Source organism: Dyella japonica A8 (genome assembly GCF_000725385.1).
Classification (GTDB): domain Bacteria; phylum Pseudomonadota; class Gammaproteobacteria; order Xanthomonadales; family Rhodanobacteraceae; genus Dyella; species Dyella japonica_C.
Map to the genome: position 1 here is coordinate 1,957,717 of NZ_CP008884.1, position 25,490 is coordinate 1,983,206.

The 25,490-nt window shown below is 64.4% G+C and carries 20 protein-coding genes; 3 read left to right on the forward strand and 17 right to left on the reverse strand.

Annotated features, from left to right (window positions below; translation table 11 throughout):
• Position 1: 1 nt before the first annotated feature.
• Positions 2-418, reverse strand: coding sequence for a pilin (locus tag HY57_RS22095; protein WP_019467326.1), 417 nt, complete (start codon positions 416-418; stop codon positions 2-4).
• A 344-nt stretch (positions 419-762) separates the two neighbouring features.
• A complete protein-coding gene (locus HY57_RS08070; RefSeq protein WP_019467327.1) occupies positions 763-1,194 on the reverse strand; it encodes a pilin in 432 nt (143 codons plus the stop codon).
• A gap of 291 nt (positions 1,195-1,485) precedes the next feature.
• Here HY57_RS08070 and HY57_RS08075 point away from each other — a divergent pair, with 291 nt between their 5' ends.
• Entirely contained in the window at positions 1,486-3,558 is a 2,073-nt protein-coding gene (locus HY57_RS08075) for an alpha/beta hydrolase family protein (RefSeq protein ID WP_019467328.1), read from the forward strand.
• Positions 3,559-3,627: 69 nt separating this feature from the next.
• Here the strand turns inward: HY57_RS08075 and HY57_RS08080 are convergent, their stop codons facing one another.
• From HY57_RS08080 to corA, 3 genes are all read right to left on the reverse strand, one after another.
• Positions 3,628-5,313, reverse strand: coding sequence for a tetratricopeptide repeat protein (locus HY57_RS08080; RefSeq protein WP_026034291.1), 1,686 nt, complete (start codon positions 5,311-5,313; stop codon positions 3,628-3,630).
• A gap of 241 nt (positions 5,314-5,554) precedes the next feature.
• Complete coding sequence (locus HY57_RS08085) at positions 5,555-7,231, reverse strand: tetratricopeptide repeat protein (protein WP_144240792.1); 1,677 nt, start codon at positions 7,229-7,231, stop codon at positions 5,555-5,557.
• Between the two features lie 212 nt (positions 7,232-7,443).
• Complete coding sequence (corA, locus tag HY57_RS08090) at positions 7,444-8,469, reverse strand: magnesium/cobalt transporter CorA (protein WP_019467331.1); 1,026 nt, start codon at positions 8,467-8,469, stop codon at positions 7,444-7,446.
• A gap of 111 nt (positions 8,470-8,580) precedes the next feature.
• On the opposite strand from corA, the gene HY57_RS08095 reads away from it, so the two are divergent.
• A complete protein-coding gene (locus HY57_RS08095) occupies positions 8,581-10,584 on the forward strand; it encodes an acyltransferase family protein (protein ID WP_019467332.1) in 2,004 nt (667 codons plus the stop codon).
• A 26-nt stretch (positions 10,585-10,610) separates the two neighbouring features.
• On the opposite strand, the gene HY57_RS08100 is transcribed toward HY57_RS08095, so the two are convergent.
• The 11 genes from HY57_RS08100 to miaB form a co-directional block, all read right to left on the reverse strand.
• Entirely contained in the window at positions 10,611-11,813 is a 1,203-nt protein-coding gene (locus HY57_RS08100; protein WP_038580689.1) for a DUF4105 domain-containing protein, read from the reverse strand.
• A gap of 50 nt (positions 11,814-11,863) precedes the next feature.
• The gene (locus tag HY57_RS08105; RefSeq protein ID WP_019467334.1) at positions 11,864-12,712 is read right to left on the reverse strand and encodes an HlyC/CorC family transporter; all 849 of its coding nucleotides are present in this window, start codon (positions 12,710-12,712) and stop codon (positions 11,864-11,866) included.
• Positions 12,713-12,832: 120 nt separating this feature from the next.
• Entirely contained in the window at positions 12,833-14,353 is a 1,521-nt protein-coding gene (locus HY57_RS08110; RefSeq protein ID WP_019467335.1) for an efflux transporter outer membrane subunit, read from the reverse strand.
• 14 nt (positions 14,354-14,367) lie between these two features.
• Positions 14,368-16,338, reverse strand: coding sequence for a glycosyltransferase family 2 protein (locus tag HY57_RS08115; RefSeq protein ID WP_019467336.1), 1,971 nt, complete (start codon positions 16,336-16,338; stop codon positions 14,368-14,370).
• Positions 16,339-16,343: 5 nt separating this feature from the next.
• Positions 16,344-17,597, reverse strand: a complete 1,254-nt coding sequence (locus HY57_RS08120) for a hypothetical protein (RefSeq protein WP_200873909.1) — start codon at positions 17,595-17,597, stop codon at positions 16,344-16,346.
• 19 nt (positions 17,598-17,616) lie between these two features.
• The gene (locus tag HY57_RS08125; protein WP_019467338.1) at positions 17,617-18,891 is read right to left on the reverse strand and encodes an HlyD family efflux transporter periplasmic adaptor subunit; all 1,275 of its coding nucleotides are present in this window, start codon (positions 18,889-18,891) and stop codon (positions 17,617-17,619) included.
• A 222-nt stretch (positions 18,892-19,113) separates the two neighbouring features.
• Positions 19,114-19,284 (reverse strand): hypothetical protein, encoded by a 171-nt coding sequence (locus HY57_RS21825; RefSeq protein ID WP_157786209.1) that lies wholly within the window; start codon positions 19,282-19,284, stop codon positions 19,114-19,116.
• 33 nt (positions 19,285-19,317) lie between these two features.
• The gene (gene ybeY, locus HY57_RS08130; RefSeq protein WP_019467339.1) at positions 19,318-19,794 is read right to left on the reverse strand and encodes an rRNA maturation RNase YbeY; all 477 of its coding nucleotides are present in this window, start codon (positions 19,792-19,794) and stop codon (positions 19,318-19,320) included.
• Entirely contained in the window at positions 19,791-20,777 is a 987-nt protein-coding gene (locus HY57_RS08135; protein ID WP_019467340.1) for a PhoH family protein, read from the reverse strand. The genes ybeY and HY57_RS08135 overlap by 4 nt, the downstream gene beginning before the upstream one ends.
• 8 nt (positions 20,778-20,785) lie before the next feature.
• A complete protein-coding gene (locus HY57_RS08140; protein ID WP_019467341.1) occupies positions 20,786-21,280 on the reverse strand; it encodes a GNAT family N-acetyltransferase in 495 nt (164 codons plus the stop codon).
• Positions 21,277-22,629 (reverse strand): tRNA (N6-isopentenyl adenosine(37)-C2)-methylthiotransferase MiaB, encoded by a 1,353-nt coding sequence (miaB, locus tag HY57_RS08145; RefSeq protein WP_019467342.1) that lies wholly within the window; start codon positions 22,627-22,629, stop codon positions 21,277-21,279. The genes HY57_RS08140 and miaB overlap by 4 nt, the downstream gene beginning before the upstream one ends.
• A 318-nt stretch (positions 22,630-22,947) precedes the next feature.
• On the opposite strand from miaB, the gene HY57_RS08150 reads away from it, so the two are divergent.
• Positions 22,948-24,063, forward strand: coding sequence for a lytic transglycosylase domain-containing protein (locus HY57_RS08150; RefSeq protein ID WP_235186633.1), 1,116 nt, complete (start codon positions 22,948-22,950; stop codon positions 24,061-24,063).
• Here the strand turns inward: HY57_RS08150 and HY57_RS08155 are convergent.
• Complete coding sequence (locus tag HY57_RS08155; protein WP_019467344.1) at positions 24,049-25,230, reverse strand: S1C family serine protease; 1,182 nt, start codon at positions 25,228-25,230, stop codon at positions 24,049-24,051. The genes HY57_RS08150 and HY57_RS08155 overlap by 15 nt on opposite strands.
• Between the last annotated feature and the right edge of the window lie 260 nt (positions 25,231-25,490).

Genomic DNA, 25,490 nt, shown 5'->3' on the forward strand with positions numbered 1-25,490 from the left:
CTTACTGGCAGCTGGCCGGAGCGTACTTGGCCGTAACGGTGGTGGAGCACGACCAGCCGCCGCTGGTGTTGCGCGTCCATTTCACCTGGGCGCCGCTCAGCGCGGAGTTGGCGTGGCTGCCGAAGTCCGCAATGATGGTGGCAGTCTGGCCGAAGGTGACCGCCGGCAGGTTGCCCGTGATCAGGTCCGACGAAGTGGCGGTGTTCACGCAGCTGGCGGGGGTGCCGAAGGTGGTGGCGCCAGCATTGAGGCAGTCTTCGACCGCAACCTTCAGGTCTCCGGCTTCGCCGATCACGCGGGTGACCTGCGAACGGACCACGTAGGTCTGGTACTGCGGAATGGCGATGGCAGCCAGAATCGCGATGATCGCCACGACGATCATCAGTTCGATCAGGGTAAAGCCCTTCTGGTTCTTCATGGTGGTTCCTCTTTATTGGTTAGCTAACCTTGGATTGTGCCCCTGAGCCCCGGTCCCGTACCCCCTAGGCGGATCCGGCCCCCTCACAACTCGCGTCGTCAGGAACGACCTGGCAGCTCGAGGCGGAGGGCAGCATGTTGCATGCCATTTCCGCCTTCGATGGGTCCCTGCCGTTAGGCAGGTGACCGGATTGTGCAAGGGTTGGCACTAATCAAACAAGCGGCATTTCCCTGCATCTTCTCATTACTGCGGACCGGTTCGCGGCTGCGGGATGAGCTTCATTCCTGCCGGGACAAGGAGTGTCAAACAGTGACGCTCCGGGTCACGTTTAGCCCCCTGGGCTCTCAGCCAGTGGTGCAACTGCTGGGCAGGTAGCGCGGACTCACATCCGAGACGCAAGACCAGGACCCCGATGAATTGCGATTGAGTTTGAGGTAGTGGGTCTTGAGCGCGACATGCCCCTGCAGCATGCAGGTGATGTTCCCGACACCGTTGGTCGGTGTTTGCGCCGAAATGCTCGAGCAGTTCGACGTGGTCTGGGCCAACCCCAGGTTATTGGCGTTGGCATATACGGCGCCGTTGGTGACGCCTTGGTTGACCAGAGTCTCATAGGCGGTACGGCCAGGGGCGATTTCGGCCAGCGCTGCTGCCATCTCGGCCTTTGCTACATACGTCTGGTACTGCGGAATGGCGATTGCCGCCAGGACGGCAAGGATCGCCACCACCACCATCAACTCGATCAGCGTAAAGCCTGCGGTAGTTCGCCGGCGCGACATATGGGTTCCCCTGAGTATTCCTAGAGCAGGAGAACAGCAGCTTTTGTACCAAGGGGGGCGAAGTCGGTGTTCCGGGGCCTGCCCACACTGCCAGAGTCATTGGTTTTCGTGACCCCGGTCACGAAGGATTGGCGAGGTAGCGCCCTTCGATCCTCCAAGGGGAGGGGGGTATGACGGAACGAGTCCGCCCGACTCATGCCTTGGACTCCCCCGTATTGTCGCATCGCGCCTTGCACCGGCCCCCTTGGGCCACTTACCGTCACCCCTTTCGCACCACCCAGGAACCCACCCATGAAACCCCTGTTCGTCGCGCTGGCGCTCGCGCTGGCCGGTACCTCCGCCGTGGCCGCCGAGGTCGAAAACCACGGTGCCCATCCGTTCAATATCCGCGATCTGGTGATGATGGATCGCGTTGGCGACCCGCAGCTGTCGCCGGATGGCCGCCAGGCGCTCTATACCGTGCGCGCCACCGACTACGCCGCGAACAAGGGCATCACGTCGATCTACCTGCTCGACCTGGCCAAGGGCGGCACGCCCGTGAAGCTGGTGGAGAGGGCTTCCTCGCCGCGCTGGGCGCCGGATGGTTCGGCCATCTACTACGTCGCCGACAAGGACGGCGTGTCGCAGTTGTGGCGGCGTCCGCTCGGCGCCTCGGCCACGGCCGTGCAGGTGACGCACGCACCGGTCGACGTGGATGGCTACAAGCTCTCGCCCGATGGCAAGAAGGCACTGCTCACCTTTGGCGTGTTCACCGACTGCGCTGATCTGGCCTGCACCAAGGAGCGCCTGGATGGCCGCGCGAAAGACAAGGCTTCCGGCACGGTCTACGACAAGCTGTTCGTACGCCACTGGGATACCTGGGCTGATGGTCGCCGTGCCCAGCTCTTCATCACTGATCTCGACCACCCGTCCGAACAACCGGTATTGCTCACGCGCGGCATCGATGGCGACTTGCCGAGCAAGCCCTTCGGTGACGATGCCGAGTTCAGCTTCTCGCCGGATGGCAAGACCGTGTACTTCGACGTGCGCATCGCCGGCAAGAGCGAGCCGTGGTCGACCAACTTCGACGTCTACAGCGTGCCGGCCGATGGTTCCGCCGCACCGCGCAACCTGACGGCGGAAAATCCGGCGTGGGATGCCTTCCCGGTACCGTCGCCGGACGGCAAGACGCTGTACTACCTCGCCATGAAGGTGCCCGTATCCGAGGCGGATCGCTTCCGCATCATGGCGCTGGACCTGGTCAGCGGCCAGAAGCGCGAAGTGGCGCCGGCATGGGATCGCTCCGCCGGTGGCATGCAGGTGTCGGCCGACGGCAAGACGCTCTTCGTCACCGCCGACGACAATGGCCAGCGTCCGCTGTTTGCCATCGATGTTGCCAGTGGCAAGGCCACCACGCTGGTCACCAACGGCGAAGTGGGTGGTTACTCGCTCGGCAAGTCGTCGCTGCTGGTGCAGCGTGACGACTTGAAGCGTTCGGCCGACTTGTACACCGTCGATCTGCAGGGCAAGGGCCTCAAGCAGGTGACGCACTACAACGCCGAGCGCCTCAAGAACACGCAGATGGGCGAGCCGGAGTTCTTCACCTTCAAGGGCTGGAACAACGAGACCGTGCAGGGTTACGTGGTGAAGCCGGTGGGCTACAAGGCCGGCAAGAAGTACCCGGTGGCCTTCATCATCCATGGCGGTCCGCAGGGTGCGATGAACAACGCATGGAGCTACCGCTGGAATCCGCAGACGTATGCGGGGCAGGGTTTTGCCGTGGTCACCATCAACTTCCACGGCTCCACGGGCTACGGCCAGGCGTTCACCGATTCCATCTCGGGTGACTGGGGCGGCAAGCCGCTGGAAGACCTCAAGGCCGGCTGGAGCGCCGCGCTGGCCAAGTACAGCTTCCTTGACGCAGACCGCGCCTGTGCGCTGGGCGCCAGCTACGGCGGTTACATGACGTACTGGATCGCCGGCGTGTGGAACCAGCCGTGGAAGTGCCTGGTCGACCACGATGGCGTGTTCGACACCCGCGCCATGTATTACGACACCGAAGAGCTGTGGTTCGAGGAACGCGAGAACGGCGGTACGCAGTACGAGCACCCGGAAAACTACGAGAAGTTCAACCCGCTCAACCACGTCAAGGACTGGCGCGTGCCGATGCTGGTGATCCACTCGGCCAAGGATTTTCGCATTCCCGACACGCAGGGCCTGGGTGCGTTCACGGCACTGCAGCGCCGCGGCATCCCCAGCAAGCTGCTGCACTTCCCGGACGAGAACCACTGGGTGCTCAAGCCGCAGAACAGTGTGCAGTGGCATGAGACGGTCAATGCGTGGCTGAAGGAGTGGACGGCGAAGGATGCTTCCCCAGCCCACTGAGGGGTGCATTCAAGCAAAAAAAGAACGGCGGCCATGGGCCGCCGTTCTTTTTTTTGAGTATCTGACGTTCTAGCGTGCCTGTGGCGCCTGGTTCCGTGCCGTTGTGATCGAAGCCAGGGCCTGCTTCGTCAACGGGTCATCAGGCACCAGCGATAAGGCCTCGCGAAGCACGTTCTCGGCATCGTCCGGCTTCCCTTGCAGGATGAGCATTTTCCCCGTGAGGAGATAGTAACCGTGCAGTGTTTTCTTGTCGGAGTTGATCAGTGGAGATCGGCGGGCTCGCTCAAGTGCGAAAGCTGCTCTGTTTGGGTCGCCTTGGTTGACGGCCAGTTCAGCAATCTTGAGCATGCAGGTGACGCATGACGTGGGGTCAGCAAGAACCCGATCGCCGAGCTTCCGGGCAGACTGGTAATCCTTGTCGGTAACGTAGGCGGTGAGGAGATTGGTCTTCGCGATCGTGGAGTGCGGGTATGCCGAAAGCGCCCAGTTCCATAGGGCCGTGTCGTTCGCCCAGTTGGGGGTGATGAGGCGGATGGCGACGATCGAAAAAGCAAGCCAGAGAAATATGCCAGCGCCTGCCAGCAAGCTGACCAGCTTTTCTGTTGCTCTCAGCTTGAGTCGCGCAGGAGCGCGCAGCATCGGCAACATGGAGCACGCCATGGCCAGCGCCATGGTGGTGTAGCGATCGTGGTAAAGGCTCAGTTCGAAATCCACGGGAATGATGTGGAGTACCGGCAACAGGGCTACCGTCATTGCAACGATGATGCTGCCAAAGACAGACTTAAACCGGAGCGTCGCATACAGACCGCCGGCTACGACGATGGCGGCCGCGGCCATCGCCAGCAGCGTCGTCAGCGTCGCCGGCCCCTGAAAGTCACCGGGCATATACGGATGGATGACGTTCATGCCGTCGACAGGCCAGATGATGACCTTAAGGTAGTGCAGGTAAACCACGCTGATTTCGTACAGGTGTGCCACTAGGCCACCCGATGGGGAGGCGGCCTGGCCCGTGACGGAGCCCAGCGCAAAGTGCCGGAAAATCAAATAGCCGCTTCCTGCGAGTACTACACCCAGATAGGCGGGCCAGTTGCGTCCGAGCACCGTGGCGATTCGGGTGGTAAAGCGTGTGTCCTGATCACCTGAGAAGAGCATCCAGTCGAACAGGACCAGCAGGAACGGGAATGAAAGGGCTGCTTCCTTCGAGCAAGCGGCCAGGAAGAAGATGACCGCAATGACGCTCGCCCGGTGTCCGCGTCGCTGGATGCCGAGATTTGCAATCAGGCCAAGAAGCACAAATAGCGTTACTACCAGGTCGAACTGGCATCCAACCCATGCGACGGTCTCAATAAGCGCTGGATGCAGCCCATAGATCAGCATGCAAAGTGGCGCCACCCAAGACCGGCGGGCCGCATCCATGTTAGTGAGCGTGGCGCAGCGCCAGGCCAGGACTCCTACCAGCGCCACATCGATCAGGTGGAGGGCGAGTGACACGACGTGCATGGGTTCCGGGGCGCTGTGGAACAGGCGCACCTGCATGGTAAAGAGCCCTACGACCAGCGGCCTGAAATAGTACGTCCAGGCGTTGAAGTCGCGGAAAATGTAATGCTTCCACTCGTCACCCTGGGTTAGCCAGGGTGTTTCGACGAAGCTGACCCAGTCATCCCAGACAAAACTGAAGTGGACGACAGGCCAATAGATAAGGGCAATCGCCAGCAGAGCGATCGCCCCGAGGCCATAAGTCAACCGGAACTGCATGCGCACCCCCTGCGCTTGATGCGTTTGTTGCTGAATATCTCGTGGAATGTCGCGCCGACTGGCTGGTCATGGCCAATGCCGGGCTATTGTCCCGATAGTAGGGGAAGCCCGCGATGCTGGGCCAGCGATCATACTTGGGTGAAGCCAAATTCGTGACTTCGTTCCCGGCGGACTTGGCGCCTCTTGCTGCGCCGGGTGCGTTCTCTCGTGGCGTTTGAGAGAACGCACCGCCCGGTCCCTGCTATGGCATTTGCTTCGCATCGTGGATGAAGGCATTCGCCTGGGCCAGCCCGCGCTTGGCATCATTATCATCGGGCTTGAGTGCCAGTGCTGCTTCAAAGGCCTGCCTGGCGTCGTCATGGCGGCCTTGCATGTTGAGCCATTGGCCCAGCTCGCTCAAATAGAGCTGTCGGGCTTCCGGGCTCGCCCTGACCAAGGTGGAACGACTGGCCTTTTCCAGCGCCGCTGCGGCTCGTGCGGTGTCGTTCTTGTTCAGGGCGATCTTTGCGAAGTGAAGCATGCAGGACGTACAGGTGACGGGTTCGGCCAGTAGCTGGTCGCCAAAGGAGAGCGCGCTGTCGATATCACCGCTGTCTTCATATGCCATGAGAAGGTAGTCCTTCGCCAGCAACGAATGGTGGTCCAGCGCTATGGCCCAGCGCCAAAGGGCAATGTCATTTGCCCAGTTAGGAACAATGGTGCGGATGTCGATGATCGCAAACATCAGCCACAGGAAAAGCACGGCGGGGCCGAGCAGGCGAGCCATTCCCGTAGTGCCTTTGCTAAAGGCTGCGATGCGCGGCCACTTCAGCAACGGCAGCATGGCACAGCCAACGGCCAACGCCATGGTTGCGTAACGCTCATGGAAAAGGCTGCTGCGTTCAAAAACGACCGGCAGGATATGCAGCACCGGCAGCAGCGCACCGGTTACCGCAAGTATGACGAAGCCCAGAGGTGAGCCACGCCGGACAGCCAAATACAGACCACCCGCGACGATGCTCAGGGTGGCGAGGTCGTTCAGGATAGACGTCGCCGTGGCGTATCTGAACTGTGTCACATCCACGGGATGCAATGGCCCCATGCCTGCAATGGGCCAGACCAGGATCCTCAGGTAACGCATGTAGACAAAGCAGATTTCCTGGAATCGCGCAAACCAGGCGGTGGTCGCGCTACTTTGCAGGTAGTTCACCTCGCCAAGTGCCCAGTGCCGCAGTCCCAGGTAGGCGATGCCGCAGGCCAGCATGGCGGCATAGGCACGCCAGTTGCGACGAAGCACGGTGCCGATGATGGCTTGGGGCGTGCGCTCGCCGTTCTGTGCAAACAAGGCCCAGTCAAAGAGGACGACCAGCAGAGGAAAGACAGACGCAGCTTCCTTGCAGCACGCGGCCACGAAGAAGATAAAAGACAGTGCGCCTGCGCGCAGGATAGGCCTTTGTATGTAAGCGTTGGTGATCAGGCCGCATAGCGTGACCATGGTCGTGATCTGATCGAACTGGCAGCCGATCCAGGACACTGATTCGATCAGCGCAGGATGAAGTCCGTAGACGAGCATGCAAACAAGCGCCGTCCATGATCTACGAGATTCGGTGGCTTCTTTCAGGTATCCGATACGGTTCGCGAGCACACCGACCAGAGAGACATTGATCAGGTGGATGACCAGGAGCACTACATGCATGGGCTCGGGCTGGCTATGGAACAGCTTGATCTGAAACGCAAAGAACGCAACCGTCAGGGGCCGGAAGTAAAGGTTCCAGCGGTTGAAATCACGAAAAACGTAGTGCAGCCACTGCTCGCCCTGGAGATCGCGGAAGCTCGGCCAGTCGTCCCACAGGAATTTGCCGTGAATCACCGGTAGATAAACGAATGCCACGGCGGCCAGGATCGCGACGGCCAAACCGCGCATCAGTCCCCTATTCATTGCTTCCCACCCCTGCGCTTTGAGCTGTTCTTGCCTACGTCTTTAGTATGGCAACCGGCGCGTATGGCCGGCAGCAGGTGCCCGGAGGCGCCCAATCTTGCATGGTAGGGTGCCCGGGGCGCTCAGGCCAGAGGCAGGGCGGGCCTGCATCGGGAACCGTGATCCGGTTCCCGATGCGTCTCATCAGCTTTGGTGCAGGAGATAACGAGGCGTCACAGCCAGCGATTACGCTTGAGCGTGATGTAGATCGTCACCACGATCGTGAGCACAAGCCCGATGATCACGGGGTAGGCCCAGGGCTTCGCGAGCTCCGGCATGTGGGTGAAGTTCATTCCGTACCAGCTGGTGATCAGGGTAGGGGCGGCCAGCATGGCGGCGTAGCCCGCCAGGCGCTTCATGACTTCGTTCTGGCCGAAGGTGACCAGCGACAGATTGACGTTGATGGCCGCGGCGAGCATTTCGCGCATCGCGCTGATCGATTCGTTGACGCGGAAGACGTGGTCATACACGTCGCGGAAGTACGCGCGCAGTTCGTCGGGGATGAGTTGCGGATGCTGTCGCACCAGCTGGCTGATGATGTCCTGCATGGGGGCTACGGCCAGCCTCAGCGTCATCAGGTCGCGCTGCATGTCGTACAAGCGCCGGATGGTGCTGCGCTTGAAAGTGTCAGAGAAGATGTCTTTCTCCAACTCCTGCAACTCTTCGCGGAAGTCGCGCACGATAGGTAGCAGATTGTCGACGATGAAATCGAGCACGCCGTAAAGACCATAGGCCGGGCCCAGTGCGAGCAATTCAGGCGTGTGTTCGCAATTGCGGCGGGCGGGGGCGTAGGAAAGCGACGCGCCATGCCGCACCGTGACCAGGTAGCGCGGCCCCAGGAACACATGCGTCTCGCCGAAGGCGATATGGCCGCTGACCAGTTGCGCCGTCTGCACTACTACGAACAAGGAGTCGCCGTAAGCCTCGATCTTGGTGCGCTGGTGCGCGTGCTGGGCGTCTTCGATCGCCAGATCGTGCAGGTCGAATTCTTCCTGCAGCTTGTGCAGCAGCGTCTCATCAGGCTCATGCAGCCCCACCCATACGAAGGTATCGGGCTGCTTCAACACCTCGCTGATATCGTCAACACTGATATCGCCGATGCGTTGACCGTCGAAGCGGTAGGCCACGCAATTGACCACCATGGCGCCGGTGGAGGGGTCTTCTTGCAACTTGGGCGGCGTGGAGTGCATGGCGTGCATGATGCCGCTTCCAGAGGTTCGGGGGCAATTTTGGTTCTTGCGGCTCAGCACAGCCCGGGTCGATGGCGGGCGCTATTATTCGAACCCTAGGGCAGGGGGCATGATAGATCCATGAAGCGGGAAGACTACCGACTGGGGTACCGGGGTGATATCGAAGGGTTGCGGGCGATTGCCATCCTGCTGGTGGTCGGCGCGCATGCCGGCGTGCCCTGGCTTGCCGGTGGTTTCGTTGGTGTGGATGTGTTCTTTGTCCTTTCGGGCTTCCTGATCACGGGGCTGCTGCTCGACGAGATAAGCCGGACCGGGCGATTGGCGTTCGATGCGTTCTACCTCCGCCGATTCCGTCGCCTGCTGCCCGCGCTGATCCTGATGCTGGTGGTGGTTTCACTACTTGCCGCGGTGGTGCTTGCGCCGGGAGAGCAGCTCCAGCAAGCCAGTGCGGCGGCCATGGCAGCGCTATGGGCGAGCAACATCCATTTCGCGTTGGCACAGATGGATTACTTCGCTGCGGGAACGGATACCAACCTGTTTCTGCATACGTGGTCCCTCGGCGTGGAGGAGCAATTTTACCTGGTCTGGCCCCTGCTGATGCTGCTGGCACTGGGAAACGGGCACGGGCTCACGCGCATAGGACGGTTGCGCGCGGTGATGTTGGGTATTGCGTTGGTGAGCCTCGCCTCAAGTTGGCTGCTCACGTCGTGGTTTCCCCAGTTCGCCTTCTACATGATGCCGGTACGAGCCTGGGAATTCGCTGCAGGCGCGCTGGTTTGGCTTGGTTTTCGTGGTGCGGCAGAGGGCATGTCCGGACAGCGGGTCAAGCCCTGGTTGCCGTGGGTTGTCGGCTGGCTGGGGTTGGGCGCCGTGCTGACAGCGGCCGTGACGTTCGACAGTCACGTTCCCTATCCCGGCTGGCGCGCCATGGTGCCAGCGCTTGGGGCTGTGGCGATGGTCTGGGCGGGGTCGCATGGAACGGTTAGCGGTGCGGCGCGCGTGCTTTCGTTGCGCCCGCTTCAGGCGCTGGGCCGAATTTCCTACGCGTGGTACCTATGGCATTGGCCAGCGCTCCTGCTCGGCCATGCGGTAGTCGGCTCTCGCGGTCCGTGGGTGAGCGCCGCAGCTGTACTGGGTTCACTGTGCGTCGCGTGTATTTCGTACCGTTTCGTTGAGTATCCGACCCGGCATCAGGCGTGGTGGCTGAAGCGCCGGAGGCTGGCGCTCTTCGGTTGCCTTGCTGTCGTCGTGCTAGTGAACCTTCTTTCGATGCAGTGGTTCGATGTCGCGGCCGGGCGCATGGATGGCGCCGACATGCAGCGATATGCCCGGGCACGCAGCGATTCGCCCGTGATCTACGCCAGGGGCTGCGATGACTGGTACCGCGGAAGTGAGGTGCGGCCGTGCAGTTTTGGGCCATCGAACGCTGATCACACCGTGGTACTGATGGGCGATAGCGTCGCCGGACAATGGTTTCCTGCGGTCTTTCGCGTTTTCGCGGATGCTGGTTGGCGTCTTGTGGTGCTCACCAAGTCGGCTTGTCCGATGGTGGACCAGCCGTTTTTTTACGCGAGGATCGGAAGGGAGTACACCGAGTGCACGATATGGCGACGGGATGCGCTGGCGCAGGTCGCCGCGATGCATCCTGATATCGTGCTGCTCAGTACGGTTGCGACCAATGGTTTCAGCCGGGCGCAGTGGGTTGACGGAACGTCGCGCGTGCTGCAACAGATCGATGGTTCCGTTGGGCGCGTCGTCATTTTGCGCGGGACGCCGCGCCTGCCGTTTGACGGGCCTGACTGCCTGTCCGAGCATGAGGGACGGCCCAAGTGGTTGGCGGCATTGCAGGCATGTGAGGCTCCCGCGTCCGATGCGCACGACACCGCCGTCTTCCAATGGCTGCAGCAAGCCGGAGCCCAATTCGGCAATGTCCGAATGGTCGACATGAATGACCTGATTTGTCCCAGCGGAATCTGCAGGGCGGAGCAGCACGGAGTCATTATTTTCCGCGATTCGCAGCACCTCACAGCCAGTTTCGCAGCGTCGTTGGCACCAGGGCTCGCGCGCCGGATAGGCGTCTTGGGCGAGGGCGCCGCACTCGTGCCTGCTACTGCGTCGCAATAACGAAGCGTCGACGATCGGTTTTCGCTTCAGGATGGCCTGTGGCGAAGCGACCACGCCATCACCAACCACACCGGCAGCGCAAACAGCAGCCACGGCTGGTTCTGCTGGACGACACCCGAAAGCAGATGCAGGGCGCAGGCGATCAGTACGGCGACCAGCTGCACGACGATCACGCCGTTGGCGAGGCGCGAGGTGGCAAGGTGCTTGCGTGAACGCCACAGGGCGCGCAGCAGGAGGAAGGCCAGCGGGTTGAACAGCAGCAGGTTGGCGTTGGCCCATGCCGAGTGGTGGGTGGTGAGCGTCCACAGGATCAGCAGCACCACGCCGACCAGGCCGGCCAGCACCAGGTAAAGCGAGCCCAGCAGGGCATAGGCCGTCGGCGCGAAGCGATGGGCGCTGGCGAGCAGCGCGGCGAGTGCCAGGCCCGCCAGGGCGAGTGGCAGGCGCAGGTCGGGCGCCTCGGCCGGCGGTGGGACGAGGCGGTTGGGCGACAGGAGGTTCTGGCTCAGCACCAGCGGCTGTGCCTTGCCGTCGATGCTGGCGACGGTGACGTGGTTGATCTCTTGCTGCAGCACCTCCGGCAGGAAGCTTTCCTGCCAGGCGTTGAGCGGCTGGTCCGCGTAGGGGCCGAGGCCGAGATCCAGGATCAGCATCAGCCATGCCTGCTGGCTCATCAGGCGGGCGGTTTGCTGGCGGAATGTCATGCCGCCGGGGCGCGCTTCGAGCTGTGGCTTCAGGGTGCCGCCCAGCGCCTTGTCCAGCGCATCGCGCACGCGCGTGGCGCAGTTGCGCACGTAGTAGTCGTATTCATAGCGCACGTTTTCCGGCTGCAGGTTCCACAGCAGGTAGTCGCGCAGGTCCGCCGCCTGTGCCGGCGTGAAGGCCAGGTGCTGCCGCGTTACCGAGCGGCCTACTTCGGTGTAGTAGCGCTGGTCCACCTCGGATGGCGCCGCATCCATCAGGTAGTGCATCTGGCCGCGCGCGAAGTTCAGCAAGAAGCCGCTTTCGTCGAAGTCGAACACGCCGTAGTTGAACGTGACGGCTTCGCCGCTCACGGTGTCGCGCAGCTCGATGGCGTCGTGGCCGAAGCGTTCCCAGTAGGTTTCGCCCGGGCCGTAGGTGATCAGCGATACCTCGAGGTTGCTGCCCGGGGCATTGGCGACGCCGGCGCGCGCCGGCGCCGGCATCAGCAGCAGGCAGCCCAGCAACAGGCACGCGATACCGGCCATGAAGCGCCCCAGCAGCGACGGCGCTGGCGTCCTGCCGCACAGGGACACGATCAGCCTTCCTGCAGCCGGGTCACGCGGAACGCCTGCACGCGACGGTCATCCGCTTCGGTGACGTGGAACAGGTAGTCGCCGATGACGATTTCCTCGCCCACTTCCGGCAGGTGGCCGAACTCGGAGGTGCACATGCCACCCACCGTGTCGAACTCCTCGTCAGAGAAATGGGCGCCGGTCTGTTCGTTGAAGTCGGCGATCGGGGTGAGGGCGCTGACCACCCAGCCGCCGCCCGATTGCTCGTGCATCAGCGTGGGTTCTTCCTCATCGTCGTGCTCGTCGTCGATCTCGCCGACGATCTGCTCCAGCACGTCCTCGATGGTGATCAGGCCGGCGACGCCACCGTATTCGTCCACCACCAGGGCCATGTGGTTGCGCGTGTGGCGGAACTCCGCCAGCAGCACGTTCAAGCGCATGGATTCGGGAATGAGCACTGCCGGGCGCAGCACGCTGGCGATGTCGAAATGGTCGCCGTTGCCCACGAGGCGGAGCAGGTCCTTGGCGAGCAGGATGCCGAGGATGTCGTCCTTGTCCTCGCCATGCACGGGAAAGCGCGAGTGGCCGGACTCAACGACGGTGCCGAGGATCTCGGGCACGGGGGCGTCGGCGGAGATCATCACGATCTGGGCGCGCGGGACCATCACGTCGTCCACGCTCAGCTCGGTGACCTTGATGGCACCCTCGACCATGGTCAGGGTGTCCGGAGACATCAGGCCGTTGGCCTGGGCGGTGCGCAGCTCGTCGATGAGCTCCTTCCGGTTGCGCGGCTCGCCGGAAAACATGTGGCCCAGTCGATCCCACCAACTGCGGTGGGCCGGGCCGCTGGTACTGCCAGGGTCCTCGTTCATTACTCGTGCGGGTGCTGCCCAAAGCCGGGCGGAATAGTCAGTCTAGCGGAAAATTCGTGACGATTCAGGAACAAGGCGCCGGCCCGTCCCCGGCGGGCGGCCGGGGACGGGGTGTTCGGCTCAGCGAGCGCCAGCCACCGCCGGCGTCGGCGATACGGCCTGGGCGACGCCGGCCGGCGGGTTCGCGGCACCGTTCCAGCCACCACCCAGGGCCTTGTAGAGGTTGACCTGGTTGACCGCTTGGTCGAGCTCCAGGCTGACCAGCTTCTGCTGGGCGGCGTACAGCGAGCGCTGGGCGTCCTGCGTGGCGATGTAGTCGTCCAGGCCTTCCTTGAAGCGGACCTGGGAGATGGCATAAACGTGCTGCGATTGGTCCACCAGGTCCTGCTGCGCCTTGAGCTGCGGAACGATGTGGTCGCGCACGGCCAGCGCATCGGCCACTTCGCGGAAGGCCTGCTGCACTGCGCCTTCGTAGGCGGCCGTGGCGCCGCTGTTGCGTGCCTTGCTGGCGGACAGCTCATTCTTATTCCTGCCCCAGTCCAGCAGTGGCATGGCAGCGGAGGTGCCTGCACTCCATGCCAGCGCCCCACCGGAGAACAGGCTGGAAAGGCCGCCGCTCAGGGTGCCCAGCGCCGCGGTAAGGGCGATGTTGGGGAAGAACGCGGCGCGGGCGCGGCCGATGTCCGCATTGGACGCACGCAGCCGGTCTTCGGCGGCCACGATGTCGGGGCGGCGATCGAGCAGCGAGGAAGGCAGCCCGGCCGGCACGTCGGTCAACAGCGGCGCCTGCCATGGGTTGGGCGTCGCGTAGCCGTTGGGGAGCTGCTGGCCGAGCAGCACTGACATGGCGTTGATGTCCTTGGCGATGCGGGTCTGCATGTCCGCCACGTCCACCTGCGCGGTGCTCACCTGCGTCTGCGAGCGGCGCATGTCGAACTCCGATACGCCGCCATCATGGAAAGCCTTCTGCATCACCTGCGCATGCTGTTGCTGCGCATCCAGCGTCTGCTGGGCCAGCTGGAGCAGGGCGCGGTCGGCGTTGAGCGAGAGATAGGCATTGGCCACTTCGCCGATCACCGCGATGCGCGCGGCCTGGTAATCCGCGGCACTGGCTTCGGCGAGCTTGCCGGCCTCGTGCACGGACGAGCGTTGGCGGCCGAAGAAATCCAGCTCGTAATTGGTCAGGCCCGCCTGGGCCTGGAAGGTGTTGATGGTGCTGGCCTTGGCGCGGTTGTTCTGGATCGGGCCGAGTGCGCCGTTGGCCGGCTGCTGGGTCACGCCGGGCAGGCGCTGGCGGCCTGCGTAGCCCTGCAGATCGATCTCGGGGAACAGGCTGGCGCGGGACACGCCGTAGCCGGCGCGCGCCTCGGTCATGTTGGCGGCGGCCACGCGCAGGTCGCGGTTGTTTGCCAGCGCGATGTCGATCAGTTGCTGCAGCACCGGATCCTTGAAGAAGTCCTTCCAGTCCAGCGCGGGCAGCGCGGGCAGCGCGGGCGCCGGTGCGGGCGACGCCTGATTGGTGCTGGCCTGGGTCGGGTAGCTGTCCGGTACCGGCAGGGTGGGTCGCCGGTAGGCCGGCTCCAAGGTGCAGGCCGTGAGCAGGGCGGCCGCGACAGCGGCGGCAACAATCGAAAGCTTCATGGAGATCTCCGGAGTCAGCGCGAAGAGATGGGCAGGCCGGCGAGTCGCGCCAGGCGGGAGAAGGCGCGCAGGGGGCGCGCGGCAACGGCGATGTTGTGCGGCGCCTGGCTGAAGATCAGCTCGATCAGGCGATGGCGCAGTGCCTCGCTGGTTTCAAAGGCGACGCACAGGCGACGCCGGCTATGGCGAGTCACGCGTGCAGGCACCCAGCCCACGTCGGGCACCAGCAGCTGCAGCCGCTCGCCGGGTTGGGGCATCACCGCGGTACGCCGTAGCGCGGCGCCGCTCAGCGAAATGTCGACGAACTCGCTGGTCTCTTCATGGGCGCCAATGCGCCAGCGGGTGGATGCCACGAACGGAAACCGCTCCTCGCCGCGCGGGCGCGGCAAGTCCACGCACGCCATGATGGCCGCCAGGTCGAGCACCAGGGCGACAACGGTCCACGCGAGGTTGAACACCGTGCCGCCGTTCATGTCGGCATGCATCACCGTGCTCACCGCGCCGGCCTGCAGGCACAGCATCAGTGCGATGAAGAAACCCGCGAGTTTCCAGTGCACCACCACCTTGCTGTTGTCCAGCCCCTTGGCGGTGACCTTGAACGGACGTCCGAACGGGCGGAACAGCGCGGAGATCATCGTCATGGTCACGGCATAGGCCGCCACCAGTTGCGTCACCTCGGTGAAGATCGGCAGGGTTCTGCGCCCGGTGATCCACGGGCCGTAGCAGAAGGACGCGAGCAGCGCCGGCAAGCCGAAGAACAGGAACTGCTCCGGCGTGGTGTAGAACGAAGCGATGCCGAAGTACCAGTACAGCACCGGCGCCACCAGCATCATCAGCAGGAACGGCTTGCTGATCCAGTGCAGCATGCCGTGGGCATAGTGCAGGCGGTCGATCAGGCTGTAGCCCCTGCCGCGTAGCGGGCCATCCTTGAGCAGGGCCACCTGCACGGTGCCCAGGCACCAGCGGCCGCGCTGGTTGATGTATTCAATCAGCCCTTCGGCGGACAGGCCCACCGAGAGACGTTCGTTGAGCCAGCGCGTGATGTAGCCGCAGCGGCGCAGCAGGTAGGTGGTGTGGATGTCCTCGCACACGCTGTCGGTGGGGAAGCCGCCGGCCTCGGTGATGGCCTGGCGCGACACCACGAACGAGGTGCCGACGCAGAACGCCGAGTCCCACGCGTCGCGCGAGGGCTGGAACACGTCGAAGAACACGCGCTGCTCGTCCACCCAGCTGTCGGTGGTGCCCAGGTTGTGCTGGATCGGATCGGCGTTGTAGTAGAACTGCGGCGTCTGCACCAGGGCGACCCTGGGGTCGGCGAACAGGCCGAGCATGCGATGGAGGATGTTCTTCTGTGGTGCGAAGTCCGCGTCCAGCACCAGGATGTAAGGCGAATTGGTCTGCCGGGCGGAAAGCCGCAGGCCGTTGTTGAGGTTGCCTGCCTTGGCGTGCGTGTTGTCGGGCCGGCGCGCATAGAACACGCCCAGGTCCGCGCAGCGGTCGCGCAGCCAGTCGCGGCGCGTATCGTCGAGTACCCACACATTGACATGCGGGTAGTCGATCGCGCGCGCGGCGACGATGGTTTTTTCAAGAATCGGCCAGTCCTCATTATAGGTGGCGATGAACACGTCTACGGCCGGCACGCGCTGGCCGGCTGCGCGCAGACGCGCTTCGCCTTCATCCGCCAGGGGCGCGTTGTCACGTCGCCGCACCATGACCACGATGGCCGCCAGCGTGTAGATGATCGACACCATCTCGAAGGCGTAGAACAGGTAAGCCCACACACTGGCGAAGCCGTGCGAGGCATCCGGCAGCGTGTCGCTGGTGCGCCAGAGCGCATAGCGCAACAGCAGGCCGCCCGAGAAGGCGCCGAAGACCAGCCGGTCGAAGGCGCGGTTCGGATTGGCAACGCAGGCCAGGCCGATACCCATCATCAAGGTCAGCCCGACCACCTCAATCACGGTCGTCTGATCGAACGGGAAGCTCATGGCATCTACTCCACGCGGGTGATCGGGCGACCCGTGAAGGGGTTCCAGCCCTTGGCTGCCAGCGCGGCCCAGGCCGTCGCACCGAGGTGCGGCTGGTGGTAGTAGAAGAAGTCGGCATACGTCGACATCGGGCCAATCGCGAAGTCGGTGGCTATGCGTGCCTGCGGCGTGGCGTAGAGCATCCCGCCGGTGCTGCGCTGGGCCGCCAGGAGTTGCCACAACGTGTCCGGCACCGGTTTGCCGCTGGCTTGCAGGGCCGTGGCGACCTGCGCCGTGCCTTCGGTCCACACGCCATCGGGCTGGCGGCGGTAGCCGTAGCCCTCGCCACTACGATGCTGCGACTCGATCCACGGCCAAACCTGGTTCCACTCACCGGGATGGGGCTGGAATGCGAGCAGCGGCCAAGCCTGCGCGTCGAGGCCCGACTTGTCCCGCGAGAGCGTCTTGCCGTCATCCAGCGTGCCGACCAGGAAGCGATGCTCGCTCGTGTCCCACATGGACTTCACGAAGTCGCCCGCGACGGTGGCCTGCTGCGTCAACGTGGCATCACCGCTTTCGCGGGCTGCCCATGTCGCGGCTGCATAGACGTCCAGATTGTGCTCAGTGGCTTTCCAGTGCTGCGGACGCTGCGCGTTGTCGTAGCCGAACACGCCGCCTTCATAAGCCGCCGGTGCGGTACCGAGTGTGTGCGCCTGTATCCAGTGCAGTTGTGCCACGGCGCCACCGAGGTAGCGTCGGTCGTGCGTGTTGTCGTACACCGTCAGCAGCAGCAGCGCCGCCCACGCGGAATTGCCGGTGGCGGTTCCTGTCTGGTACGGGTCCTGGCTCCAGTAATTGCCCTGGCTCTGCCAGTAACCCGGTAGTTCGACTTTGTCGTTGACGATCGCGCCGCTGCGATAGGCATTGCGTAGGCGACCGTCATGGAAGTTGGGGTCGTGCGAGGCGGCGAGCAGCACGGCGTCGGCAATGCGTCTGGCTTGCGCGGCATCGCCGCACGCGGTGAGCGCGATACCGGCCAGTGCGTTGTCATACACAAAGGCCACGTTTTCCAGCGCTTTCTCCGCGCCGGGCTGCAGGCTGGGGTAGCTCGGCAGGAACATCGGCCCCTGGCCGGGCACGGCCGCTGCCGCAGCGCGCAGCGCCGTGCAGGTGGACTGCGCGAGTGGCTGTCGCTGGGTATCGGTGGCGGGGGCGGGCCGGGCGACGATCATCGCCAAAGCCACGCCGATACCCAGGAAATAGTGTCGTCGCATGGACATGGAAGCCTCCATCGATCGTTCAGCGCAGGCTGGCCGTGACGCTACGGCCTGGCGTGCAGGGTGCTGGGCCTGCCGTGGTGCCGTCCTGGTCGTCCCATTGCGCAAGCGCGTAGACGGAGCCGTCCTCAGCATACGGGAAGGGGGCGCTGTAGGTATTCTGCAGCGCTTCGTTGACGGTGGGCAACAACTGCGTGATGTGCGCGTCGTGGGGCTGCGCCGAACCATCGATCTTCACGCGCAGGCGCGTGCCGACATTCAGGCGGCCGGCCATCCGCGAGGGGAACACGGCAACGACATTCGTCTTGCTGCAATCGGTGGCACGCACGAGCGTCGCACCCGCGGTGACCTGGGTGCCGACCGGCGCCACGATCTCCTGCGCCGTACCCGTGCCCACCGCCTTCACCACGTAGTCGGACAGCGTCTGCACACGATCCTGTTCATGCCCGACCAGGGTGTTGAGATCGCTCAATTGCTTGGTCAGGGCATCGATCTGCGCCTTTTCACCCGTGATGCTGCTCTGCAGGTCGGTGCGTCGCTGCGCCAGCTGGGTGAGCTGGTCGTTGCTGCTCTGGCCCGATGCGACGTATACGCCACCTTGTGCGGCCTTCAGGCTCTGGCCGAGGCCAAGGGCGCTCTTGTCCAGCGCGTCGGCTTCGGCGCGCGCAGCGTCGGCCTCGGCGCGGGCAGCCGATACGGTGGCGGCACTGACCGCGCCGTCACGCTCCAGGTTCATGGCGCGCTGGTACTTCGTATCCAGTGCCTCGAGTTTTGCCTCGGCGGCACTTTGCTGTGCTTGCATGGAGGCGTAGGCGTTCTTGAGCTGCGCGACGTTTGCGCCCTGGTATTGCTGGTACTGGTTGTTGGCGTACTCGAGCAGGCGCTGGTCGGCTACGACGCGGTTGTTGACGTCGTCCAGCCGGCTCTGCAATTCCAGCCGCTGGGTGAGCAGGGTGGTCAGCGCATCGCGGGCCACGGTGCCGTTCTTCACCACCGCGATGGTTTGTCCCGGTTCGATGGGCTGGCCGTTCTGCGCGTGCAGTTCGCTGACCGTGCCGCTGATGGGCGTGGTGATGAGCATCGCCGGCGCGTTGAGCACGGCGCGCGTCGCCTGGTTGGAGAGCCAGGGTTCGAGCAGCGTGGAAATGAGCAGCCATGCGATGAAGCCAAGCACGGCATAGCCGGCCAGGCGGGGAACCGCGGCGAGCGGTGATGGCCGGGGAGGCGGCGCCAATTTTCGTCGCGGCTCCGGCGTGATGTGAGGCAAACGGTCGGTCGGCAGGAGTTCGGTCTTCAAAACATTCGCCTTTGCAAAAGGACGTCGCGCAGACGCCTGCGCCCGTACGCCGAAGCGGGGCGGGAGGAAGCACATCTCAGGGAGACGGCGGCCGGTGATTTGATGTCCGGGAAGTGGTGGCGACCTTGCCGCGCGTCGGGGGAAGACGTTCCTGGTTGATGCAATGCGTCAGTGGCCGGACCCGTGAAGGAATAGTTCGTCGGCGATGAACATCGCCTGTATTCATCCGGCGAAATGATGAAGAGCGGTCAGTTGTCGGTTCAAAAAATGAACGTGCGACGCGCGCATGGCGCATGCGAGCGACGACAAACTTTCGCATTGCAGCAGTGCTGGCGGCGGCGACACGCCGGCGATCAACGCCTTGCGCGTGATCGTTTCAACACGATGACGCATCGCGCGATGAGATCGCGCGAGCGATGACTTTGTTCAGCCTGCGTCGTCGATGGTGTAGGGATCATCGATACCCAGGCCGGCGAGGATGCGCGTTTCCAGCGCCTCCATTTCCTCGGCTTCGGCGTCCTCGATGTGGTCGTACCCCAGCAGATGGAGTACGCCGTGCACCGTCATGTGCGCCCAATGATGGCGGGCGGGCTTGTCCTGCTCGGCGGCCTCGCGCGTCACCACCGGCGCGCAGATCACCAGGTCGCCGATCAGCGGCAGCTTCACCCCAGGCGGAAGCTCGACCGGGAACGACAACACGTTGGTGGCGTAGTCCTTGCCGCGGTAGTCGTGGTTGAGCTGGCGGCCTTCCTTGGTATCCACGATGCGGATGGACAGCTCCGTCGCCTTGCGCCGTTTCGCGCCACGCAGCGCGGCCTCCACCCACTGGTGGAAGCTGGCCGAGGTGGGCACGCCCTTGCGCGAAGCGGCGTAACCGACATTGATGGTCAGTGGCGTGCTCACTTGGGCTGCTCCTCGGAAGCTTGCTCAAAGGCTTCATAGGCGCGCACGATCTTCGCCACCAGCGGATGGCGCACCACGTCGCGCGAGGTGAAGAAGGTGAAGCTGATGCCGTCCACGCCGCGCAGCACTTCGATGGCGTGGCGCAGGCCCGAGCGCACGTTGCGCGGCAGGTCGATCTGGCTGACGTCGCCGGTGATCACCGCGACCGAACCAAAGCCGATACGGGTGAGGAACATCTTCATCTGCTCGACGGTGGTGTTCTGCGCCTCGTCGAGGATGACGTAGGAGTCGTTGAGCGTGCGGCCGCGCATGTAGGCGAGCGGGGCGATTTCGATCACGTTGCGCTCGATCAGCTTGGCCACTTTTTCGAAGCCGAGCATTTCGTACAGCGCGTCGTAGAGCGGGCGCAGGTACGGGTCGACCTTCTGCGAGAGATCGCCAGGCAGGAAGCCCAGCTTCTCGCCGGCTTCCACGGCGGGGCGCACCAGCAGCAGGCGTTGCACGCGGTTGGCTTCCAGCGCCTCGACGGCGCTGGCCACGGCGAGATAGGTCTTGCCCGTGCCCGCCGGGCCGACGCCGAAGCTGATGTCGTGCGTGGTGATGGCGTGCAGGTAGCGGGCCTGGTTGGGGCCGCGTCCCTTGATCACGCCGCGCTTCACCTTGATGGCGACTTCCTGCGCGCTTTCGGCGACGTCGTTGACGATGGCGTCGATGCCGGAGTCGGCCAGGTGCAGGTTGATCTTCGCGCCGTTGAGCGATTCGTTCTCGGTCACGGCGTAAAGCGCGCGCAGCACTTTCTCCGCCACGCGCGAGGCGCCTTCCTCGCCGATCACCTGGAACAGGCTGCCGCGGTGGTTGATCTCCACGCCCAGGCGCAGCTCGATCTGGCGCAGGTGCTCGTCGAAGGGGCCGCAGAGGTTGGACAGCCGGGCGTTGTCTTCCGGCTCGAGGGAGAAGTCGCGTTGATTCAGGCCGTTATTCATGGGAAGTGTCAAAGATGCCGGTGCATCACGTAGACATCGGTGGGGCCGTGTGCCGCGTGGCGGAATGCGCCCGGTACCTGCCCGACGATGCGGAAGCCGAGGCGCTGCCACAGGCGCACCGCGGTGGTATTGGTCGAGACAACAAAGTTGAACTGCATGGCGGTGAAGCCCGCGTCGCGAGCCTGCGCCATCGAATGCTCGCACATGGCCGAGGCCACGCCCTGCCCACGCGCCGCCGCTGAAACCATGTAGCCGGCGTTGGCGACGTGGTCACCCAGTCCTGGTTGATTGGGGCGAAGCATGTAACAACCAAGCACCAGCTTGTGGCGTTCGGCAATGAAGCAACGGGTGGGCGGCGAGGTCCACCAGTCGCGCGCCTGCTCGAACGTGAGGTCAGGTGGGTAGCTGTAGGTGTCGCCGGCAGCGACCACGCTGTGGAACAGCGGCCAGACGAGGGAGAACTCGTCGGCCGCGATTTCGCGTATCGACAGGGCTGCCGTCACGAGGCCAGTGCGACGCCGTCGTCAGCCAGCTTCAGGCGACCGCGCAGCGAGTTGCTCATCGCCTCGGTGATCACCACATCGACGAACTGGCCGATCATGCGGGTGTGGCCGGGGAAGTTCACGAAGCGCATGTTCTCGGTGCGGCCGGTGAGCTCGTTGGCGTTCTTTTTGCTGACCTTTTCCACCAGCACGCGCTGCACCGTGCCGACCATCGCCTCGTTGATCTGGCGGGCGTTGTCGTTGAGCTTGGCCTGCAGGCGCGCCAGGCGCGCGTGCTTCACCTCGGACGAGGTGTCGTCGGCGAGATTGGCAGCCGGGGTGCCGGGGCGGGAGGAGAAGATGAAGGAGAAGCTCTGGTCGAAGCCCACGTCCTCGATCAGCTTCATGGTCTTCTCGAAATCCTCGTCCGTCTCGCCGGGGAAGCCCACGATGAAGTCCGAGGAAATGCAGATGTCAGGACGCACCGCGCGCAGCTTGCGGATCTTCTGCTTGAACTCCAGCGCCGTGTAGCCGCGCTTCATCGCCGTCAGGATGCGGTCGGAGCCGGCCTGCACGGGCAGGTGCAGGAAATTGCACAGTTGCGGCACGTTGGCGTAGGCCTCGATCAGCGAGTCGGAGAACTCCAGCGGGTGCGAGGTCGTGAAGCGGATGCGGCCGATGCCCTCGATCTGCGCGATGGCGTGGATCAGCACGGCGAGGTCGGCGGTGCCGCCGTCATGCGTGGGGCCGCGATAGGCGTTGACGTTCTGGCCGAGCAGGGTGACTTCGCGCACGCCCTGTTCGGCGAGCTGGGCGATCTCCACGATCACGTCGTCGAACGGGCGGCTGATCTCCTCGCCGCGGGTGTAGGGCACCACGCAGTAGGAGCAGTACTTGGAACAGCCTTCCATGATCGACACAAAGGCGGTCGGACCTTCGGCACGCGGCTCGGGCAGGCGGTCGAACTTCTCGATCTCCGGGAAGCTGATATCCACCTGCGGCTTGCCAGTGGCGCGCTTGGCTTCGATCAGCTCCGGCAGACGGTGCAGCGTCTGCGGGCCGAACACCAGGTCCACGTACGGCGCGCGCTTGATGATGTCCTGGCCTTCCTGCGAGGCCACGCAGCCGCCTACGCCGATCAGCACCGGCTTGCCGCCCTGCTTGTGCTCCTTCCAGCGGCCGAGCTGGCTGAAGACCTTTTCCTGCGCCTTTTCGCGGATGGAGCAGGTGTTGATCAGGATGACGTCCGCCTCCGACTCGTCCTGGGTCAGTTCCAGACCGTGCGAGGCCTTGAGCACGTCGGCCATCTTGGCCGAGTCGTACTCGTTCATCTGGCAGCCGTGGGTTTTGATGAAAAGCTTGCCGGTCATGGGCGCAGTACCGTGGTTCTTGGGGCGGCTGGGTGCTCGCCGAACCGCACAGTTTACGCGCCCGGGAGCCCTGTTGCCACTGGATCCGTCGAGGCAGATCAATCACTTGCGTGCCGACCGGGGCTTTGTGAGGCCCGGAAACGGGCGCTGACGCACGAATCGGCCCTGTCCTGCTTGGCGGGCGGCCAGCGCGGGAGCACACTGCCGCCGGGCCCGGTACTTGCCATGCATACCGGGAGGAGTCGGCGAAGGGGGATCGATGTCGGTGCACGACCGGGATGAGGCCGCCGCCAAGGCTGGGCGGCCCGAGGGAAGTCCGTGAGCGGGCTGCCCCCATCGCGGCTGCGCGCACCGATGCGGCGGCTGGTGGCCGCCTGCGCGATGCTCGCCGGCTTATCGATATGGCCGGCGGCGGGACACGCGGGCGCGCTTTACCGGTGCACCGGTTCCTCGGGTGAGGTCGTCTTCAGCAGCAGCGCCGCGGGCTACCAGGGCTGCAGCCGCATCGCCGGGGCGCCCGAGCCCGTACGCAAAAAGCCGGCAACCACGACGGTTGCGGCCCCTTCATTTGCCGGGGTAAAGGGTTCGGTGGGTACCACGGCCGGCAAGGTCGCGCCGGTGAGTGCACCGCAATCCGCCTCGCTCGCGTGGGTGCAGGATTCCGTGGCAACGACCGCGCGCGTGGTTGCGCCCGCGCCTGCTCCGGCACCTGCCGGCAAGCCGGGGCAGTGGAGCTACAGCGAGGCCAGTCCCGCCCGAACCAGTTCGGCGCCGGACAAGCCCGTCGCCAACGTCGCCGATGACGGCAGCCGTGTATTGCGCGGCGCGGTCTATCGCGTGGTGCGTAAGGATGGCAGCGTGGAGTACACCAACCTTCGGCCGGCGGGCGAGCATGGTCGCGACGTGACCATGCTCTTCAGCTACATCGCTACCTGCGTCGCGTGCAACCTGCACTCCAACATCCGCTGGGACTCGGTGGCGCTGAACCTGGAGGCCTATGCGGACGTGATCCGTCTGGCCAGCCAGGAGTCGGGCGTCGACGAAGCCTTCCTGCGCGCGATCATCCATGCGGAGAGTGCGTTCAATCCGCGGGCGCTCTCCATCAAGGGGGCGCAGGGCCTGATGCAGTTGATGCCAGCCACGGCGACCGACATGGGCGTGCGCGATGCGTTCGATACCGCGCAGAACATACGCGGTGGCGCGCGCTATCTCGGCATGCTGATACGTACCTTCAATGGCGATGAGCGCCTCGCGGCGGCGGCATACAACTCCGGCCCGGCGAACGTGCAGAAATACAACGGCGTGCCGCCGTTCGCCGAAACGCAGGTTTACGTCGAGCGCGTGGGCACGCTGCGCAGGCGTTACGGTCTGGCCATCCATCCGTCCGGCGGCCGCGTGCCGGTCGCGGCCGCCAGGGTGTCAGCCATCCAGTGATGCCGTTGGCGTCATCGGCGGACGCTGGGCAAGAATGACTTCGGTGTGGAACGGTGCGCCGTTGCGCAGGCCGGAGACTTCCACCTTGCTGCCGGGCTTGAATGCCGCTTCATGTCGGCGCAAGTCAGCCGGATCGACGATGTCTTCCGACCCGATGCGCAGCAGGATGTCGTGAGGCTGGATGCCGGCCTGCGCCGCGGGGCCGCCGGGATAGACGTCGGTCACCTGCGCGCCGCGCGCCGCCGCCGGCAGGCCGCTGTCGGCGGCGACGGGAACGAAGGTGTAGTCGGCACCCATCCAGCCCCGCACCACGTGGCCGGTGTCGATGATCTGGTCGAGCACGCGCTTGGCGCTGGCCACGGGAATGGCGAAGCTGATGCCTTCCGCGTTGGCGGCCTTGCCGATCAGCAGCGTGTTGATGCCGACCAGTTCGCCTTCGGTGTTGACCAGTGCGCCGCCGGAGTTGCCAAGATTGATCGCCGCATCCGTCTGGATGAAGTCCTCGGGGCTCGATGTGTTGAGCTGACGGCCGATGGCGCTGATGATGCCCATGGTCACCGTCTGGTTGAGGCCCAGCGGATTGCCGATGGCCAGCACCACGTCGCCGGTGCGCGAGGGGTGTTGGTCGGCGATATGGATCACCGGCAGGTTGCCTGCGTCGATCCGCAGCACGGCGAGGTCGGTCTCCACGTCGGCGCCAACCACGGTGGCCTTGGCCACGCGGCCGTCGTACAGCAGCACCTGGATGTCGTCGGCGTTGGCGATCACGTGGTTGTTGGTAAGCACATAGCCCTGCTGGACGATCACGCCCGAACCCAGGCTCTGCTCGCGCCGCTTGTAGGCGGGGCCGGCGGGGCGGCCGCCGAAGAGGCGCTGCAGCACGGGGTCGGTGTACATCTGCACCGCCTGCTCGGTCACCATCTTGTTGGCGTAGATGTTCACCACGGATGGCGCCGCCTTAGCGACGGCATCGGCATACGAGATCGGGCCGCCGGTGCGCACGGGTGCCGGTGCGCCTGTCTGCTCCGTGGTGGTGTGCGAAACCCCGAACCGTTCTCTCAGACGATTGCCCACATTGGGCCAGGCGAGGCTGATGACAAAGGCAGCCGCCAGCCCGAGCACGACGAAGCGGGCGATGAATGCGAGCGTGCCAGCGGCATGTTTCATGTCGTTAAAGCGTTTCGCGGCAAGGTGTTAGAGAGCGGTGTGTACAGGTGTCGCAGGCGCGGCGGTTTTATTGTACGAGCCATGCCCTGTCGCTACACTAACCCGATTTGCGGGAGCCAGACTCTACTGGCGCTTGCGAAGCGGGTTGTCCCGGGGTTGCCCCGGTGCGCTAGGCGCCAGACAACGGAAGCCTGTGGCTCTGCTGCATGCTCATCGTGCCGGTACCGCGCGTGCCTGCTGTTCTCTAAGGGGGAGACTTA